Annotated in this window: 14 protein-coding genes; 8 read left to right on the top strand and 6 right to left on the bottom strand. The window is 74.0% G+C overall.

Features of this window, described 5'->3' with window-relative positions; genetic code table 11:
- The first annotated feature begins 43 nt into the window (after positions 1-43).
- Together ACGFYY_RS08770 and ACGFYY_RS08765 are read left to right on the top strand one after the other, a co-directional pair.
- Positions 44-976, top strand: coding sequence for a LysR substrate-binding domain-containing protein (locus ACGFYY_RS08770; RefSeq protein WP_393707764.1), 933 nt, complete (start codon positions 44-46; stop codon positions 974-976).
- Positions 977-1049: 73 nt separating this feature from the next.
- Complete coding sequence (locus ACGFYY_RS08765) at positions 1050-2135, top strand: S-(hydroxymethyl)mycothiol dehydrogenase (protein WP_393707763.1); 1086 nt, start codon at positions 1050-1052, stop codon at positions 2133-2135.
- A 65-nt stretch (positions 2136-2200) separates the two neighbouring features.
- On the opposite strand, the gene ACGFYY_RS08760 is transcribed toward ACGFYY_RS08765, so the two are convergent.
- Together ACGFYY_RS08760 and ACGFYY_RS08755 are read right to left on the bottom strand one after the other, a co-directional pair.
- Entirely contained in the window at positions 2201-3061 is an 861-nt protein-coding gene (locus tag ACGFYY_RS08760; protein WP_393707762.1) for a carbohydrate-binding protein, read from the bottom strand.
- A 39-nt stretch (positions 3062-3100) separates the two neighbouring features.
- Positions 3101-4066: an AraC family transcriptional regulator gene (locus tag ACGFYY_RS08755; protein WP_393707761.1), complete on the bottom strand. Its 966-nt coding sequence runs from the start codon at positions 4064-4066 to the stop codon at positions 3101-3103.
- Positions 4067-4330: 264 nt separating this feature from the next.
- Here ACGFYY_RS08755 and ACGFYY_RS08750 point away from each other — a divergent pair, with 264 nt between their 5' ends.
- Positions 4331-5635: an alpha/beta fold hydrolase gene (locus ACGFYY_RS08750; RefSeq protein ID WP_393708005.1), complete on the top strand. Its 1305-nt coding sequence runs from the start codon at positions 4331-4333 to the stop codon at positions 5633-5635.
- A gap of 308 nt (positions 5636-5943) precedes the next feature.
- On the opposite strand, the gene ACGFYY_RS08745 is transcribed toward ACGFYY_RS08750, so the two are convergent.
- The gene (locus ACGFYY_RS08745; protein ID WP_393707760.1) at positions 5944-6762 is read right to left on the bottom strand and encodes an MBL fold metallo-hydrolase; all 819 of its coding nucleotides are present in this window, start codon (positions 6760-6762) and stop codon (positions 5944-5946) included.
- A gap of 18 nt (positions 6763-6780) precedes the next feature.
- On the opposite strand from ACGFYY_RS08745, the gene ACGFYY_RS08740 reads away from it, so the two are divergent.
- Together ACGFYY_RS08740 and ACGFYY_RS08735 are read left to right on the top strand one after the other, a co-directional pair.
- Positions 6781-7542, top strand: a complete 762-nt coding sequence (locus ACGFYY_RS08740) for a PIG-L deacetylase family protein (RefSeq protein ID WP_393707759.1) — start codon at positions 6781-6783, stop codon at positions 7540-7542.
- A 72-nt stretch (positions 7543-7614) separates the two neighbouring features.
- Positions 7615-8448: an enoyl-CoA hydratase/isomerase family protein gene (locus ACGFYY_RS08735; RefSeq protein WP_393707758.1), complete on the top strand. Its 834-nt coding sequence runs from the start codon at positions 7615-7617 to the stop codon at positions 8446-8448.
- Here ACGFYY_RS08735 and ACGFYY_RS08730 read toward each other — a convergent pair.
- From ACGFYY_RS08730 to ACGFYY_RS08720, 3 genes are all read right to left on the bottom strand, one after another.
- Positions 8435-9235: a hypothetical protein gene (locus ACGFYY_RS08730; protein WP_393707757.1), complete on the bottom strand. Its 801-nt coding sequence runs from the start codon at positions 9233-9235 to the stop codon at positions 8435-8437. The genes ACGFYY_RS08735 and ACGFYY_RS08730 overlap by 14 nt on opposite strands.
- Positions 9236-9271: 36 nt before the next feature.
- On the bottom strand, positions 9272-10174 hold the full coding sequence (locus ACGFYY_RS08725; RefSeq protein ID WP_393707756.1) for an SDR family oxidoreductase: 903 nt from the start codon (positions 10172-10174) through the stop codon (positions 9272-9274).
- Positions 10175-10258: 84 nt separating this feature from the next.
- Positions 10259-11365 (bottom strand): hypothetical protein, encoded by a 1107-nt coding sequence (locus tag ACGFYY_RS08720; protein ID WP_393707755.1) that lies wholly within the window; start codon positions 11363-11365, stop codon positions 10259-10261.
- A 224-nt stretch (positions 11366-11589) separates the two neighbouring features.
- On the opposite strand from ACGFYY_RS08720, the gene ACGFYY_RS08715 reads away from it, so the two are divergent.
- Genes ACGFYY_RS08715 through ACGFYY_RS08705 form a run of 3 tightly spaced genes read left to right on the top strand, consistent with a single transcriptional unit; the run spans position 11590 to position 14869 of the window.
- Positions 11590-12567, top strand: coding sequence for an NADPH:quinone oxidoreductase family protein (locus tag ACGFYY_RS08715; RefSeq protein WP_393707754.1), 978 nt, complete (start codon positions 11590-11592; stop codon positions 12565-12567).
- Complete coding sequence (locus ACGFYY_RS08710) at positions 12564-13757, top strand: acyl-CoA dehydrogenase family protein (RefSeq protein ID WP_393707753.1); 1194 nt, start codon at positions 12564-12566, stop codon at positions 13755-13757. The genes ACGFYY_RS08715 and ACGFYY_RS08710 overlap by 4 nt, the downstream gene beginning before the upstream one ends.
- A complete protein-coding gene (locus ACGFYY_RS08705) occupies positions 13754-14869 on the top strand; it encodes an acyl-CoA dehydrogenase family protein (RefSeq protein ID WP_393707752.1) in 1116 nt (371 codons plus the stop codon). Before ACGFYY_RS08710 ends, ACGFYY_RS08705 begins: the two co-directional genes overlap by 4 nt.
- Positions 14870-14952 lie beyond the last annotated feature (83 nt).

Below are 14952 nucleotides of genomic sequence, written 5' to 3'. Positions count from 1 at the left end.
CAAATCCAGTTCGCTTTTCTTACCCAACCCGTAAGCTGAGCCGATGCTCGACGTACGACGCCTGCGCCTGCTCCGCGAACTCGCCCGCCGTGGCACCATCGCCGCCGTCGCCGAGGCCCTCACCTTCAGCCCTTCGGCCGTCTCCCAGCAGCTCGGCGTGCTCGAACGGGAGGCCGGCCTGCCCCTGCTGGAACGCACCGGCCGAGGGGTCCGCCTCACGCCGGCCGGCCAGAACCTGGTCCGACACGCCGAGGCCGTCCTCGAACGGCTGGAGCAGGCCGACGCCGACCTCGCCGAGGCGCGCGGCGGCCTGGCCGGAGCCCTGCGGATCGGTGCCTTCCCCACCGCCACCCGGGCCATCGTCCCGGCCGCGCTGATCTCCCTCGCCCGGCTGCACCCGGCGCTGGAGCCGATGGTCTCGGAGACCGACCCGGCGGCGGTGGCCCACGCGCTGCGGGCCGGGGACCTGGACGTGGCCCTGGTGCACGAGTACGACTTCGTACCCGTCGAGCCCGAGCCGGGACTGGCCACCGAACCGCTCTACGGCGAGGCGATGTACCTGGCCGCGCCCGCCGCCGAGGCCCCCGACCCGCCCGGCGGGTCCGACCAGGGCGCCGTCCTGCGTACGTACGCCAAGGCGCCCTGGATCACCGCCACCCCCGGCACCCTCTGCCACGCCATGACCGTCCGGGCCTGTCAGGCCGCCGGATTCACTCCGCGGGTCCGCCACCAGGTCGACGAGTTCGCCACCGTGCTCGCACTCGTCGCGGCGGGCCAGGGGGTGGCCGTCGTACCGCAGCTCGGGGTCACGGGTCCGGCCGACCCGGCCGTACGACTCACCCGCCTGCTCATGGAACGGCGTACGAGCCTCGCCTTCCGCAGCGGAGCCGGCGCGCACCCGGCCGTGGCGGCCTTCGGCGCGGCACTACGGGCCGCCGTACCGCCGGATCTGGCCGGGTCGCGCGCCGGAACGTGACACAACTCCCGTACCGCGTGCCGTCCGTGTACGTTCGTTGATCCAGACGGATTCGATCAGAGCGGGGTACGACGTGACACATCGCGTACGAGGGGTCATCGCCCGGAGCAAGGGCGCACCGGTGGAGACGACGACGATCCTCGTGCCCGACCCGGGACCCGGCGAAGCCCTCGTCCGGGTGCAGGCCTGCGGGGTCTGCCACACCGACCTGCACTACCGCGAGGGCGGGATCAACGACGCATTCCCCTTCCTGCTCGGCCACGAGGCCGCCGGGGTCGTGGAATCGGTCGGACCGGACGTCACCTCCGTGGCCCCCGGTGACTTCGTGATCCTGAACTGGCGCGCCGTGTGCGGCACCTGTCGCGCATGCAAGCGCGGCCGGCCCTGGTACTGCTTCGCCACGCACAACGCCACCCAGCCCATGACCCTGGAGGACGGCACCCCGCTCTCCCCGGCCCTCGGCATCGGCGCCTTCGCCGAGAAGACCCTGGTCGCGGCCGGCCAGTGCACCAAGGTGGACCCGGCGGCCGCCCCGGCCGCCGCCGGACTCCTCGGCTGCGGTGTGATGGCCGGCCTCGGCGCCGCCCTGAACACCGGCAACGTCGGGCGCGGCGACTCCGTCGCCGTCATCGGCTGCGGGGGAGTGGGCAACGCGGCCGTGGCCGGAGCCCGGCTCGCCGGCGCCTCGAAGATCATCGCGGTGGACCTGGACGACCGGAAGCTGGAGTGGGCCCGCGGCCTCGGCGCCACCCACACCGTCAACGGGCGCACGGACGACGTGGTCAAGGCGATCCAGGGCCTCACCGGCGGCAACGGCGCGGACGTGGTCATCGACGCCGTGGGCCGCCCCGAGACGTACCAACAGGCCTTCTACGCGCGCGACCTCGCCGGGACGGTGGTCCTGGTGGGCGTGCCGACCCCGGAGATGAAGCTCGAACTCCCGCTCCTCGACGTCTTCGGCCGCGGCGGCGCCCTGAAGTCGTCCTGGTACGGGGACTGCCTGCCCGAGCGCGACTTCCCGCTGCTCATCGACCTCTACCTGCAAGGCCGCCTCGACCTGGACGCCTTCGTCTCCGAGACCATCCCGCTCGACGGCGTCGAGGGCGCCTTCGCCCGGATGGAGCGCGGCGAGGTCCTGCGCTCGGTCGTCGAGTTCTGACACCCCGGCAGCCCCGCGGGCCCCGGTCCGGTCCGCCCGGTCCGGGGCCCGTGCGGCCCGAGGGGTCAGGCCGCCCGCCACAGCGCCGGTACGGACGGGGGCTCCCAGCCCCGCTGCGCCGTGTGCGGCTGGAGGCAGACGTAGCCGCGGCCGCCGTACACGACCCGCTCGCCCGCCCGGTACGCGGTCCCCGCCGTCCACGCGCCGCCCGACGGCGGCGTGCCGGTCGGGGTGGGACCCGGGCCGGGATCCTGGGGGAGGTCCAGGACGAAGTCGAAGGCCGCCTCGCGCCCGCCACCGGCGTCCCGCACCGTCATCAGCAGCCGGGGGTCGAAGATCGCGTCGGTGTTGTTGCGCGGTTCGTTCGGGAAGTACAGCTGCGTCGTCAGCACCGGACGGCCCGGGGCCTGCACCTTGACGTGGATGTGCCGGGTGCGGCCGGGGTAGAGCCCCGGGACGATCGTGGTGAGCGCGAAGGAGCCGCGCGAGTCGGTGTACTGGTGACCCCGCAGCCGGTACCGGACGTTGTCGTAGGCGCCGTTCGCATCGGCCTGCCAGAAGTCCAGCAGGGCGCCCGCGACCGGCAGGCAGGCCCGGCCGAAGACGTAGCCCGTCACCGTCAGTCGCGTGCCGGGCATACCGGGCTCCAGCAGGCTGGTGCGCTCGGGCGAGGCGGGCTTGAAGTAGGGGCCCTCGGTCTGTTCGGGGGTGGGGTGGTCGCCGTCGTCGCACGTCGGGGTCAGCGGTACGGGCCTGGCGTCCGGGGTGAGGGTGCGGGCCAGGGCCGGGCCGCCGACGAGGGCGACGGGGACCGCCGCCGTGGCCGCGAGGGCCGCGCGCAGCACGGTCTTGCGGGTGACTCGGCGGGGCCGTTCGGGATCTGCGGGACGTAACGCGTCGTCCCTTTCCGTGTCCGGATCGCGCATGCCTGCCTCCTGGGTGGGCTGTTGGATTCGGCATCGAACCTAGGCGGACACCCCGCCCGGATCGAGGGACGCAAGACGGCTGCTGTGGTGCTTTCGGAACTCGCCCGGGCTGGTGCCCGTCTCCCGCCGGAAGAACCGGCAGAAGTAGGCGGGGTCGGCGAATCCGACGCGCGCGGCGACCTGTCGTACCGGCAGTTCGGTGTGCGCGAGCAGGCGCTGGGCCTGGTAGGCACGGGCCTCGTTCAACAGCCGGCCGGGGCTGCGGCCGGTGGCCGCGCGGACGGTCCGGGTGAGGTGGCCCGGCGTCACCCCGAGCCGCTCGGCGCACTCGCGCACCGACCAGGCGACGGGTCGGGCCGCCAGCCGGACGAACGCCTCGGCCACCGTCGGGGGAGTGCCGGGAACAGCGGGGCCGCGGAGCCGGGCCGGTTCGCCGGGCCCTTCGGGGCGGCCGCTGCCGGGGCCCGCGAGCCGTGCCATGCGGACGACGAGTACGTGCAGCAGGGCGCGCAGCACGCTCTCGTGGCCGGGGGCCCGCTGCCGGCACTCGGCGGCCAGGTCGGCCATCAGCCGTGCGGTGCGCTCGTGTTCGGCCTCGCTCAGGTCGAACCAGCAGGTCTCCCCGATCCGCCGCAGGAGCGCACGGTCGCCGGGATGGTCCACCAGGAAGTCCTCGGTGAACAGTGCGAGGGTGCCGTCGAGGCCGCGCTGGCCCCGCCAGCAGTGGACCTGCCCGGGCAGCACCACGGCCAGTTGGCGCGGACGCACGGGGTGCCCGGCGAGATCGACGACGTGGGTGCCGGATCCAGCGACGATGTGGACGATCTCGTAGAAGGTGTGGCGGTGCGGTCGGTCGGACCGCGACAGCGGCCCCAGAGCGTCGAAGGGCCCGGCGGCGAACGGCACGGTGCCCGGCCCGGCCAGCTCCAGCCGGTGCAGGGGAGGCTCCCCGGGGTGCGGCGGCGCCGGGCAGGGCGTCCCCGGTGCGACAGTGGTGTTCCGCATCGTTCCCCCAAGTAGGTCCAGACCAATCGGCGATGTCACGATCCCTCGCCGAAGGCCCTGCGAAACCCGGCCGGAAGAATCCACCGCGTCCCGACGGATCCTGCCGCCGAGAAGGCCCGTCGGGCCCGGAGGGCGGGGCGCCCCGGCAGTCGGAGCGCCCCGGTCCACCTCCTAGACTCGGGCGGACCGCCGCGTCCGCCCGCGCCCCACCCGGCCGCGGCGCGGGCCTTCCGCACCTCGTACCCCTGGGGGCCGTCCGTGACCATCGCACACAGCTACCGCCAGTCCGGCACGGTCCTCACCGACCACCGGTTCTCCGTCCCCCTGGACCACGCGCGCCCGGACGGGGAGCGGATCGAGCTGTACGCCCGCGAGGTCGTAGCCGCCGGCAAGGACCCCGAGACGCTGCCCTGGCTGCTCTACCTGGAGGGCGGTCCCGGCTTCGGCGCCCGCCGTTTCATCGGCCGCCAGGCCTGGCTGGAACGGGCGCTGACCGAGTACCGGGTGCTCCTCCTCGACCAGCGCGGAACCGGACGCTCCACCCCGGTGAACCGCCAGACCCTGCCCCTGCGCGGCACCCCCGCCCAGCAGGCCGAGTACCTCGCCCACTTCCGCGCCGACTCCATCGTGCGCGACGCCGAAGCCATCCGCCCCGGCCTGACCGGTGGCGCGCCCTGGACCGTGCTCGGCCAGAGCTTCGGCGGCTTCTGCACGATCCACTACCTCTCCACCGCGCCCGAAGGCCTCACCGCCGCGCTCATCACCGGCGGCCTCCCGTCCCTCACCGCCACCGCCGACGAGGTGTACGAGGCCGCGTACCCCCGCGTCGAACGCAAGAACCTGGCCCACTACGCCCGGTACCCGATGGACGTCGAGCGCGCCCGCCGGATCGCCGCCCACCTCGCGGAGCACCCGGCCGAACTCCCCGGCGGCCACCGCCTCACCGTCGAGGGCTTCCAGTCCCTCGGCATCCTCCTCGGAGGCGGCGACGGCAGCCACCAGCTCCACCACCTGCTGGAGGACGCCTTCGTACCGACCCCCGCGGGCCCGGCCCTCTCGGACGCCTTCCTGGAGGGCGTCCGCGGCCGGCTCTCCTTCGCCGGGCACCCGCTCTACGCGCTGGTCCACGAGGCGATCTACGCCCAGGACCCCGCCGCGCCCACCGCCTGGGCCGCCGAACGGGTACGCGCGAACCACCCCCGCTTCGACGCCGCCAAGGCACTCGCCGGCGACGAGCCGGTGCTCCTCACCGGCGAGACCATCCACCCCTGGCACTTCACCACCGACCCGGCCCTGGCCCCGCTGCGCGAGACCGCGGAACTGCTGGCCGCCCGCACCGGCTGGCAACCGCTCTACGACCCGGCCCGCCTGGCCGCCAACGAGGTGCCGGTGGCCGCCGCCGTCTACCACGACGACATGTACGTGGACACCGCGCACTCGTTGGAGACGGCCCGCTCCGTCCGCGGCCTGCGGACCTGGGTGACGGACGAGTTCGAGCACGACGGCGTCCGCGCCGGCGGCCCCCGGGTCCTGGACCGCCTGCTGGCCCTGGCCCGCGACGAGGTCTGACGGACGTCCACGCAGGTCAGGGGTGTGATCAGAGGCGCCGAACAATCGCTCCCGGACCCGGATCGCCACCACCGGAGACTGGACCGCTGACGGCTACAACGACCTGCTGGTGAAGCAGGGCGCGAAACTCCGGGCCTACCCGGGCGGCTTCATGGGCAGCCTGGACGTGACCGGCGGTCCGGTCCTCGTCGGCGACGGCGGCTGGGACGCCGTCTCGTTCCTCGTCCCGGGCGACAGCCACCGGTATCGACGCCACCCCGCGTCCCATCGGCCGATCCCAGGACGACCCGCCGGGCCGGCGCCTGCCTTCAGGGGCGCCGGCCCGGCGTCGTTTCCGCGGGTGGTTCCACGAACGCGCGGGTCAGGTGCGCGGTCGCCAGCAGGGCGCCGCGCTCCCTCGCCCGGGCCACCAGGTCCTCGCGGGACACCCGAGCGGTCTCCCGGTCGCGCTCGTGCGAGTACGGCACCGTCGGGTCGCCGAGTTGGACCGCGTGCACCAGGACGTCCCCGGTGACCACCACGTCCCGGGCCTCGGCGCCCTGGTCCACCAGTACCGACTGGTGCCCCGGGGTGTGCCCGGGCGTCGGCAGCAGGGTGATGCCGGGCGCCGGCACATGGGTTCCGTCCACCTCGTGCAGTTGCCCGCTCGCCCGGAGCGGCGCCACGGTCCACTCCCACACCGGGTCGGCCCGGTCGAGCGCGGCCACCTCCGCGCGCTGTACGACGTACCGGGCCGCCGGGAAGAACGGCTGCCCGTCGGCCCCCGACGACCAGCCCGCGTGATCCTCGTGAAGGTGCGTCAGGACCACCGCCTCCACGTCGGCCGGAGCGATACCGGCCTCCGCGAGGACGTCCGGCAGCCGCCCCGGCACCGGCGCCCAGGCGGCGGCGGGGGACTGCGCCGGCCCGACCCCGGCGTCCACCAGCACCCAGCGGCCGCCGGGCCGGGCGATCGCGAAGCAGCGGAAGTCGAGTGCCCAGGTCCCGTCCGGCCCGGTCGCACCCGGATCCAGCCGCCCGGCCCGCGCCCACGAGGCCTCGCTCGCTCCCGGAAAGGCGGTGCGGGCCGGCTCGAAGAAGATCCCCGTGGCGTCGAGCAGCGCCACCACCTGTCCATGACGGTCCATTCGCCTATTGTGCGAGACATGACCGAACAACCTGATCAGCAGCCCGCCTTGCAGCCCATGCCCACCGACTGGACGCGCGCTCTCGCGGTCGTCGCGCACCCCGACGACCTGGAGTACGGGTGCGCCGCGGCCATCGCGCACTGGACGGACGGGGGGAGGGAGTGCGTCTACCTCCTCGCCACGCGCGGTGAGGCGGGCATCGACAGCATCGCCCCCGCCACCTGCGGCCCGCTGCGCGAGGCGGAGCAGCGGGCGAGCGCCGCGGTCGTCGGGGTGTCCGAGGTGGAGTTCCTGGACCACCGCGACGGCATCGTCGAGTACGGCCTCGACCTGCGCCGGGACATCGCCGCCGCCATCAGGCGGCACCGGCCCGAGCTGATCGTCACGCTCAACCACCGCGACACGTGGGGCGGGGCGCAGGGCGGCGGCTACTGGAACACTCCCGACCACAAGGCCGTCGGCCGGGCCGTGCTCGACGCGGCGGGTGACGCCGGGAACCGTTGGATCTTCCCCGAGCTGATCGAGCAGGGCCTGGAGCCCTGGAACGGCGTGCGCTGGGTCGCGGTGGCCGGATCCAGCACCCCGACGCACGCGGTCGACGCCGGCCCCGGGCTGGAGCGTTCGATCAAGTCCCTGCTGGAGCACAAGGCGTACATCGAGGTGCTCACCGACCAGGACCCCGAGGAGTACGTGCGCACCTTCCTCACCGGGAACGCCCAGCAGGCCGCGGCCCGGTTCGGCGGGCGTCCGGCCGTGGCGTTCGAGGTCTTCCCCCGCTGACCGGCCACCCCTAGTCTGACGATCCGTCAGTTGGGCGGGTCGTCGGACAGCGGGCCGGAGGTGCGGGACACGGTGATCGACACCATCTCCACGGAGATCGCGGAAGGTGAGGAGCGGATCCGGCTGGAGGTCGCGGACGGCCTCGCCGTGCTCACCCTGTGCCGCCCGGACAAGCTCAACGGCTGGAGCTGGGAGTCCACCCGCCAGCTCGGTCTGCTCGCGGACCGGATCCGCTTCGACACGTCCGTCAGGGCGGTGCTGCTGCGGGCCGAGGGTCGGGCCTTCTGCGCGGGCATCGACGTGACCGCACCGGGCGGCGCCATCACGGGGGACTCCCCGGCCGAGCGCACCCGCAACTACTACGAGGGCATCCGCTGGGTGCACGAGCGGTTCGCGGTGCTCGCCCGCCTGCCGCAGCCCGTGGTGGCCGCCGTCCAGGGTTACTGCCTGGGCTTCGGCTTCGAGCTGGCGCTGATGGCCGATGTCCGGGTGGCGGCCGAGGACGCCGTCTTCGCCCTGCCGGAAGCCGGGCTGGGCGTGGCGGTGGACGCGGGCGGCGACCTGCGCATCGCCCGCGAGGCGGGTGCGGGCTGGGCCAAGTACCTGGCCCTGACGGGCCGGCGCATCGACGCCGCCACGGCGCACCGGCTCCATCTGGTCCAACTGCTCGTCCCGGGCGAGGACCTGGAGGCCACCTCCCGAGCCGTGGCGCGGGAGATCGCCGCCAACGCGCCGCTCGCCGTCCAGGGCATCAAGCGGGCGATCGACGGCTACGCCGACGCCGCCCTCCCCGCGGCGCTCGACCGGGTGGCGATGACCGCGGCCCTCACCCTCACCTCGGAGGACTGCCGGGAGGGCTACACCGCCAAGGCGGCCCGCCGGCCCCCCGAATTCAGCGGAGGCTGAGGACGGGCCGGGTCGAGAACTCCGCGTACATGCCCTCGCCGTCCGGGCCGTAGGTGAACTCGGCCGCGTACGGGTTGCGGTTGGCGGTGGCCAGCGGCAGCCACCCGAGCAGGTCGCCGTACCCGCCGCAGACGGCCTCGCCGCCGTCACCGCCGTGCACCGCGGTCGGGTCGCCGCTCAGCTCCGTGCTGTAGCTGTCGTAGGCGATGTGCAGGCCGAAGGCGTTCGGTCGGTGGCGCACGCCGCCGCTGCCGTACGACGGCTCGTCCAGGGGGCACTCGTTCCCCCACCGGAAGAGGGTGCCGGCCCCGGCCCCGCACGCGTGCTCCCACTCGTCGGCGCCGGGTATCCGCAGCCCGTGCGCAGCGAGGGCGGCCGGCATGTCGGCCGCGGGCTCGGTCAGGGCCTCGTCCTCCACGGCCATGAGCACGGTCGCGAGCGTCACGGTGCGCGGCGGACTGAGCACATCGGCGAGATAGGACTTCAGGTCGGGATGCCCGTACCCGTACTCCTCCTCCGCGCTCTGCGCGTAGTCGGCGCTCTGCGCGGGCGTCGGCTCCCAGGCGTCCAGGTCGAACCCCAGCCGCACGCTCCCGCCGGGTACGAGGGCGAACTCCCTCCCCTCACGCTCGATGCGCACGCGGTGCAGCGGGCCGCCGAGGTGTTCGACGACGTCGAGCAGCACCACCCGGCCGCCCACCTGTGCGGCGGCCTCGTGGGCGAGGCGTCCGGCGGCGTCCAGGTCGAGCGAACGCCAGCGGTCAAGGGTCAGTTCGGCGAGAGACATGCCCCGATCCTCGCACCCCCCACCGACAGCCGGTGCTCATGGGGAGGGGGTGAACGGGCCGCGGCCCAACTGGGTGCGGACCGGGACCACCTCGGGGTTGACCACCGACCTGCGCTGCCAGTTCGCCCCGTCCACCACCAGGGTGTGCCCGGTGATGAACCGGGCGTACGGCGAGGCCAGGAAGGTGGCGGCCCAGCCCAGTTCACGCGGCGCCCCGACCCGCAGCGCGGGCTGCCGGGAGTCCTTCGCCTCGGGCGCGGCACGTTCCAGGCCGCCCCGGATGTCCTCGGTCATGTCGGCGTGCGGGAACAGGCCGGGGACGAGCCCATTGACCTGGATCCCGTACGGGCCCCACTCGACGGCGAGCGTCTCCACGAGGCTCTTCACCCCGGCCTTGGCCGCGGCGCTGTGGGCGAAGCCCGGCCCGCCCGTCCAGGCGTACGAGGCGCCCATGTTCACGATCGAACCGCCGGTGCCCGCCGCGAGGTGGCGGCGACCGAACTCACGGGTCATGAACCAGGTGCCCGTCAGCGTGATGTCGACCACGGCCCGCCAGGCGTTGGGCGAGAGGTCCTCCGCGGGGGAGGGGAAGTTCGCGGCCGCGTTGTTGACCAGTACGTCGGGCAGGCCGAAGGCCGCCTGAGCCGCGTCGAAGACATCGGCCACCCGCTCCGGATCCCGGATGTCGCAGACGGCGGCCGTCACCCGGCCCGCGCCGGGGACGGCCGCCAACTCCTCCCGTGCCGCCTTGAGCTGCTCGACGCGCCGGCTCGCGATCACCAGATCGGCGCCGAGCCGGGCGAACTCGGCGGCGATGGCCTTGCCCAGCCCGGTGCCGCCGCCGGTCACGAGGACCACCTGCCCCGCGTACGTACCGGGGGGCAGGGCGGCGGCGCCGAGCGCCGGTGGCACGGGCAGCCCGCGCGGAGGGTTCTCCATGCGCCCATCGATAGCGCGTGGGCGCTCAGATCACCATCCCCGGAGCGTGTCCGAGCAGGATCGGGCACGCTCCGGCAGGGCGGCTCAGCTGCCCGGGTTGTACGCCTGCTTGGTCGCGCAGGTCCAGATCACCGGCTTGAGCTTGCCCTTCGCGTTCACGGCCGCGCCGCCGACCCGGTCCGTGTCCGAGACCGCGTCGGCCATGCTCGCCCCGCCCGGGGCCAGCCGCGGCAGGGCCTTGACCGGACCGGAACCGGATCGCAGGAGCGCCTGGTCCGGCAGGGTCAGCTGCTCCGGGTGGAACTTGGCCGTGCCGACGGTCAGGTTCGTGTGCGCGCTGATCGCCTCGAACGTGGCGTACGGGTGCGTGCTCAGGCCCCCGGGCGAGGTGACGGGGCCGGTGAGCGGGGGCTCCCAGATCACGGGGGTGTACTCGTGCCACGGTCCGGCCCAGTCGTAGCCGACGACCCGGCGGCTCTCGTCGATGTCCTGGACGTAGCTGTCGTTCCCGGCGGGAGCCAGCAGCCGGGCGGCCGTGCCGTCCCCCGGCCACAGCACCGGGTGGGTGCCCTCCAGGTGCTCGCCGGTCTCGGGGACCTCGTAGTCCTGCGTCGCCATGCCCAGGATGTCGCCCTGGTTGTTGATGGCGGTGACCATCGTGATCCGGGTCTCCGGGCCGGCGTCGGCCGGGACGGGCAGCTCGCGGACCTTCCGGCCGTCCTTCCAGACGGCGCCGGTCCCGCCGTCGGCGCGGGAGACCACGAATCCGGCGTCGTTGATGTCGGCCTCCCGGTAGGAGCCGTCACTGCCCGGCAGCAGGGTGATCGACGCGGCGCCCGCCTGGTACGTGAACAGGGGAGAGGTGCCCCCGAAGACGTGCAGGACGCCCACCATCAGGCCGTGCGCGTTGACCGCGAGCACCTGACCCGTCTGGTTCGGGTCGGTCAGCGGTACCCGGTGCACGGTGGTGCCGGCCCAGTAGACGGGCTGGTAGCCCGAGACGCCGACGGCGAGATCGCCCGCCCCGAGGTCGAAGACGCCTTGGCTGGGCCCCATGTCGCGCGCGTACGACTCGTCACCGATCGAGCCCAGTACCTGGATCTTCGGTGTGCACTTCGCGTCGGCCGCCGCGGCCGGACCGGCCGCGGTGATCAGGCCGGCCAGAACGATGGCGGCTCCGGCCGCGGACATGCTTCTTCTCATGTGGTGGTCCCCCCTGGACAGGTGCTGTTCCCCGTTGAGTCATGACACGTGCACGCCACATGTTGCCTGATCTTGAGGCGGATGTGGCCGGAATGACGTGTGTTGATTCGGACGGGACGGTTCTCCACCCCGACCGGCGGTTCACAGGACGGCAAGCGACCGCTTAGTATGCGCGCGGAGCGTGGTTCATCGACGGCGGCTGGAGGCCCCGGATGCAGGCATGGCGAGTACATACCCCCGGCGAGCCCCGAGAGGCCCTGCGCCTCGAAGAGATTCCCGAACCGGTCCCGGGCGAGGGCGAGGTACGGCTGCGGGTGCTCGCGGCGAACCTCAACTTCCCCGACGCGCTGCTCGTCCGCGGCCAGTACCAGGTCCGCCCGCCGCTGCCCTTCACCCCCGGCGTCGAGATCTGCGGCCTCACCGACGACGGCCGCCGCGTCATCGCCACCCCGAGCCTGCCCCACGGCGGCTTCGCCGAGTACGTGATCGCGTCCGAGCGCGCCCTGCTGCCCGCCCCCGAGAGCCTGGACGACGCCGAGGCCGCCGCCCTGCACATCGGCTACCAGACCGGCTGGTTCGGCCTGCACCGCCGGGCGCGCCTCCAGCCGGGCGAAACCCTCCTCGTGCACGCCGCCGCCGGCGGGGTCGGCAGCGCCGCCGTCCAGCTCGGCAAGGCCGCGGGCGCCACCGTCATCGGGGTCGTCGGAGGCAAGGCCAAGGTGGCCACCGCGGAGGAACTCGGCTGCGACCTGGTGATCGACCGGACGACCGAGGACGTGGTCTCCCGCGTGAAGGAGTTCACCGGCGGGCGCGGAGCCGACGTGGTCTACGACCCCGTCGGCGGCGACTCGTACACCGCCTCCGCCAAGTGCGTGGCCTTCGAGGGCCGCATCGTCGTCGTCGGCTTCGCGAGCGGCACGATCCCCACCCCCGCCCTCAACCACGCCCTCGTCAAGAACTACTCGATCCTCGGCCTCCACTGGGGCCTCTACGCGGCCAAGGACCCGGCCGCGATCCTGGCCTGCCACACCGAACTCACCCGCCTCGCCGACGAAGCCGCCATCAAGCCCCTGATCAGCGAACTCGTCGCACTCCCCGCCGTCGCCGACGCCGTGCAGCGCCTCGCCGACGGGACCACCACCGGCCGGATCGTCGTGGCCATGCCCCGGCAGCCGGGTGTGGCCCGATGACCACGATCACCGCCGAGCACCTGCTCACACGCGTCCGGGACCTGCTCGCCGCCCACCCGCCCGCCGACACCGACCGCACCGACTTCCTGCGCGCCCGCTTCGACGCCGGACTCGCCTGGGTCCACTACCCCGAAGGCCTCGGCGGCCTCGGCGCGCCCCGCTCCCTCCAGGTCGTCGTCGACGCCGAACTGGAACGGGCCGGCGCCCCCGACAACGACCCGCGCCGCATCGGCATCGGCCTCGGCATGGCCGCCCCGACGATCCTCGCGTACGGCACCGACGAGCAGAAGCGGCGCTTCCTGCGCCCCCTGTGGACCGGCGAAGAGGTCTGGTGCCAGCTCTTCAGCGAGCCCGGCGCCGGCTCCGACCTCGCCGCGCTCGGCACCCGCGCGGTGCGCGAGAGCGGCTCCGACGACTGGATCGTCGACGGGCAGAAGGTGTGGACCTCCAGCGCGCACACCGCCCGCTGGGCCATCCTGATCGCCCGCACCGACCCCGGGCTCCCCAAACACCAGGGCATCACCTACTTCCTCTGCGACATGCACGCTCCTGGCGTCGAGGTCCGGCCGCTGCGCCAGATCACCGGCGAGGCCGAATTCAACGAGGTCTTCCTCACCGGCGTCCGCATCCCCGACGCCCACCGCCTCGGCGCCGTCGGCGAGGGCTGGGCGGTCGCCCGCACCACCCTGATGAACGAACGGGTGTCCATCGGCGGCATGCGCATCCCGCGCGAGGGCGGCATGATCGCCCCCGTCGCCGCCGCCTGGCGCGAACGCCCCGAACTGCGCACCCACGCCCTCCACCAGCGGCTGCTGGAACTGTGGGTCGAGGCCGAGGTCGCCCGCCTCACCGGGGAACGACTGCGCCAGCAGCTCGTCGCCGGACAGCCCGGCCCCGAGGGATCGGGCATGAAGCTCACCTTCGCCCGGCTCAACCAGGAGATCAGCGGCCTGGAGGTCGAACTCCTCGCGGAGGAGGGCCTCCTGTACGACGACTGGACCATGCGCCGACCCGAAGGCGTCGACTTCACCGGCCGCGAGGCCGGCTACCGCTACCTGCGCGCCAAGGGCAACAGCATCGAGGGCGGCACCAGCGAAATCCTCCTCAACATCGTCGCCGAACGCGTCCTCGGTCTGCCCCCCGAGCCGCGCGACGACAAGGACCTCGCCTGGAAGGACCTGAGCCGATGACCACCGCGGCGGCACCGATCGACCTGCTGTACTCCGAGGCCGAGGAGGAGCTCCGCTCCGCCGTACGCGCCCTGCTCACCGACCGCTGCGACGCGAAGAGCGTCCTGGACCGGGTCGAGACGGGCAGGCCGCACGACCCGGCGCTCTGGCACACCCTCGCCGCCGGGATCGGCGCGGCCGGCCTCCTCGTGCCCGAGAAGCTCGGCGGTCAGGGCGCGAGCCACCGCGAGGCGGCCGTGGTCCTGGAGGAGCTGGGCCGGGCCGTGGCCCCCGTGCCCTACCTGACGAGCGCCGTGCTCGCCACCGAGATCCTGCTCGGCTGCGACACCCCGGAAGCCGCCCCGCTGCTAAGGGAGCTGGCCTCGGGCAGCACGGTCTGCGCCCCCGCCGTCCCGCTGACCCTGGCCCCGGGCGCGCCCCTCCCGGCCCCCGTCCGGGACGCCGGCGATGGGATCCTGACCGGTACGGTCACCTCCGTCGCGGACGCGGTGGCCGCCGACGTCCTGCTGGTCCTGGCCGACACCGGGCTCTACGCCGTCCCGGCCGCCGCGGCCCGGCTGACCCCGCGCGTCCCGTTGGACCTGACCCGCCCGCTCGCCACCGTCGCGCTGGAAGCGGCCGCGGGCACCCGCCTCGCCGACCTGGGAACGGCCCGGGCGGCCGTCGCCGGAGCCCTGCTCTCCGGGGCCGGACTGCTCGCGTCCGAACAGCTCGGGCTCGCCGAGTGGTGCCTGACGGAGACCGTCCGACACGTCCGCGGCCGCCACCAGTTCAACCGCCCCGTCGGCTCCTTCCAGGGCCTCAAGCACCGCCTCGCCCGGCTCTGGCTGGACGTGGCCTCCGCACGCGCGGCGGCGCGGGCCGCGGCCGACGCCCTCGCCACCTCGGCTCCCGACGCCCCGCTGACGGTCGCCGTGGCCCAGGCCTACTGCTCGGGCGTGGCCGTCCGGGCCGCCGAGGAGTGCGTACAACTGCACGGCGGCATCGGTATGACCTGGGAACACCCGGCCCACCTCTACCTCAAGCGCGCCAAGGCCGACTCCCTGGCCCTCGGCACGACGGGCCACCACCGCGGACTGGTGGCGGACTTCGCGGAACTCCCCGCCCCGTAGGACCGGTCCGGGAGAGCACCTGCGCCGGGCCGGCCGACACGGCTCACGCCTCGACGAAAGCCCTCGCGCAGGGCCTCCCGCAC

Source organism: Streptomyces sp. NPDC048331 (assembly GCF_043201215.1).
GTDB lineage: Bacteria > Actinomycetota > Actinomycetes > Streptomycetales > Streptomycetaceae > Streptomyces.
The sequence above is the reverse complement of the archived record's forward strand: the minus strand, read 5'-3'. Positions and strand labels throughout refer to the sequence as shown.

Excerpts from the sequence above, each read along its gene's own strand:
- ACGFYY_RS08770 (WP_393707764.1), top strand. The coding sequence starts at position 44 with ATGCTCGACGTACGACGCCTGCGCCTGCTCCGCGAACTCGCCCGCCGT.
- ACGFYY_RS08760 (WP_393707762.1), bottom strand. The coding sequence starts at position 3,061 with ATGCGCGATCCGGACACGGAAAGGGACGACGCGTTACGTCCCGCAGAT.
- ACGFYY_RS08755 (WP_393707761.1), bottom strand. The coding sequence starts at position 4,066 with ATGCGGAACACCACTGTCGCACCGGGGACGCCCTGCCCGGCGCCGCCG.
- ACGFYY_RS08745 (WP_393707760.1), bottom strand. The coding sequence starts at position 6,762 with ATGGACCGTCATGGACAGGTGGTGGCGCTGCTCGACGCCACGGGGATC.
- ACGFYY_RS08740 (WP_393707759.1), top strand. The coding sequence starts at position 6,781 with ATGACCGAACAACCTGATCAGCAGCCCGCCTTGCAGCCCATGCCCACC.
- ACGFYY_RS08730 (WP_393707757.1), bottom strand. The coding sequence starts at position 9,235 with ATGTCTCTCGCCGAACTGACCCTTGACCGCTGGCGTTCGCTCGACCTG.
- ACGFYY_RS08725 (WP_393707756.1), bottom strand. The coding sequence starts at position 10,174 with ATGGAGAACCCTCCGCGCGGGCTGCCCGTGCCACCGGCGCTCGGCGCC.
- ACGFYY_RS08720 (WP_393707755.1), bottom strand. The coding sequence starts at position 11,365 with ATGTCCGCGGCCGGAGCCGCCATCGTTCTGGCCGGCCTGATCACCGCG.
- ACGFYY_RS08715 (WP_393707754.1), top strand. The coding sequence starts at position 11,590 with ATGCAGGCATGGCGAGTACATACCCCCGGCGAGCCCCGAGAGGCCCTG.
- ACGFYY_RS08710 (WP_393707753.1), top strand. The coding sequence starts at position 12,564 with ATGACCACGATCACCGCCGAGCACCTGCTCACACGCGTCCGGGACCTG.
- ACGFYY_RS08705 (WP_393707752.1), top strand. The coding sequence starts at position 13,754 with ATGACCACCGCGGCGGCACCGATCGACCTGCTGTACTCCGAGGCCGAG.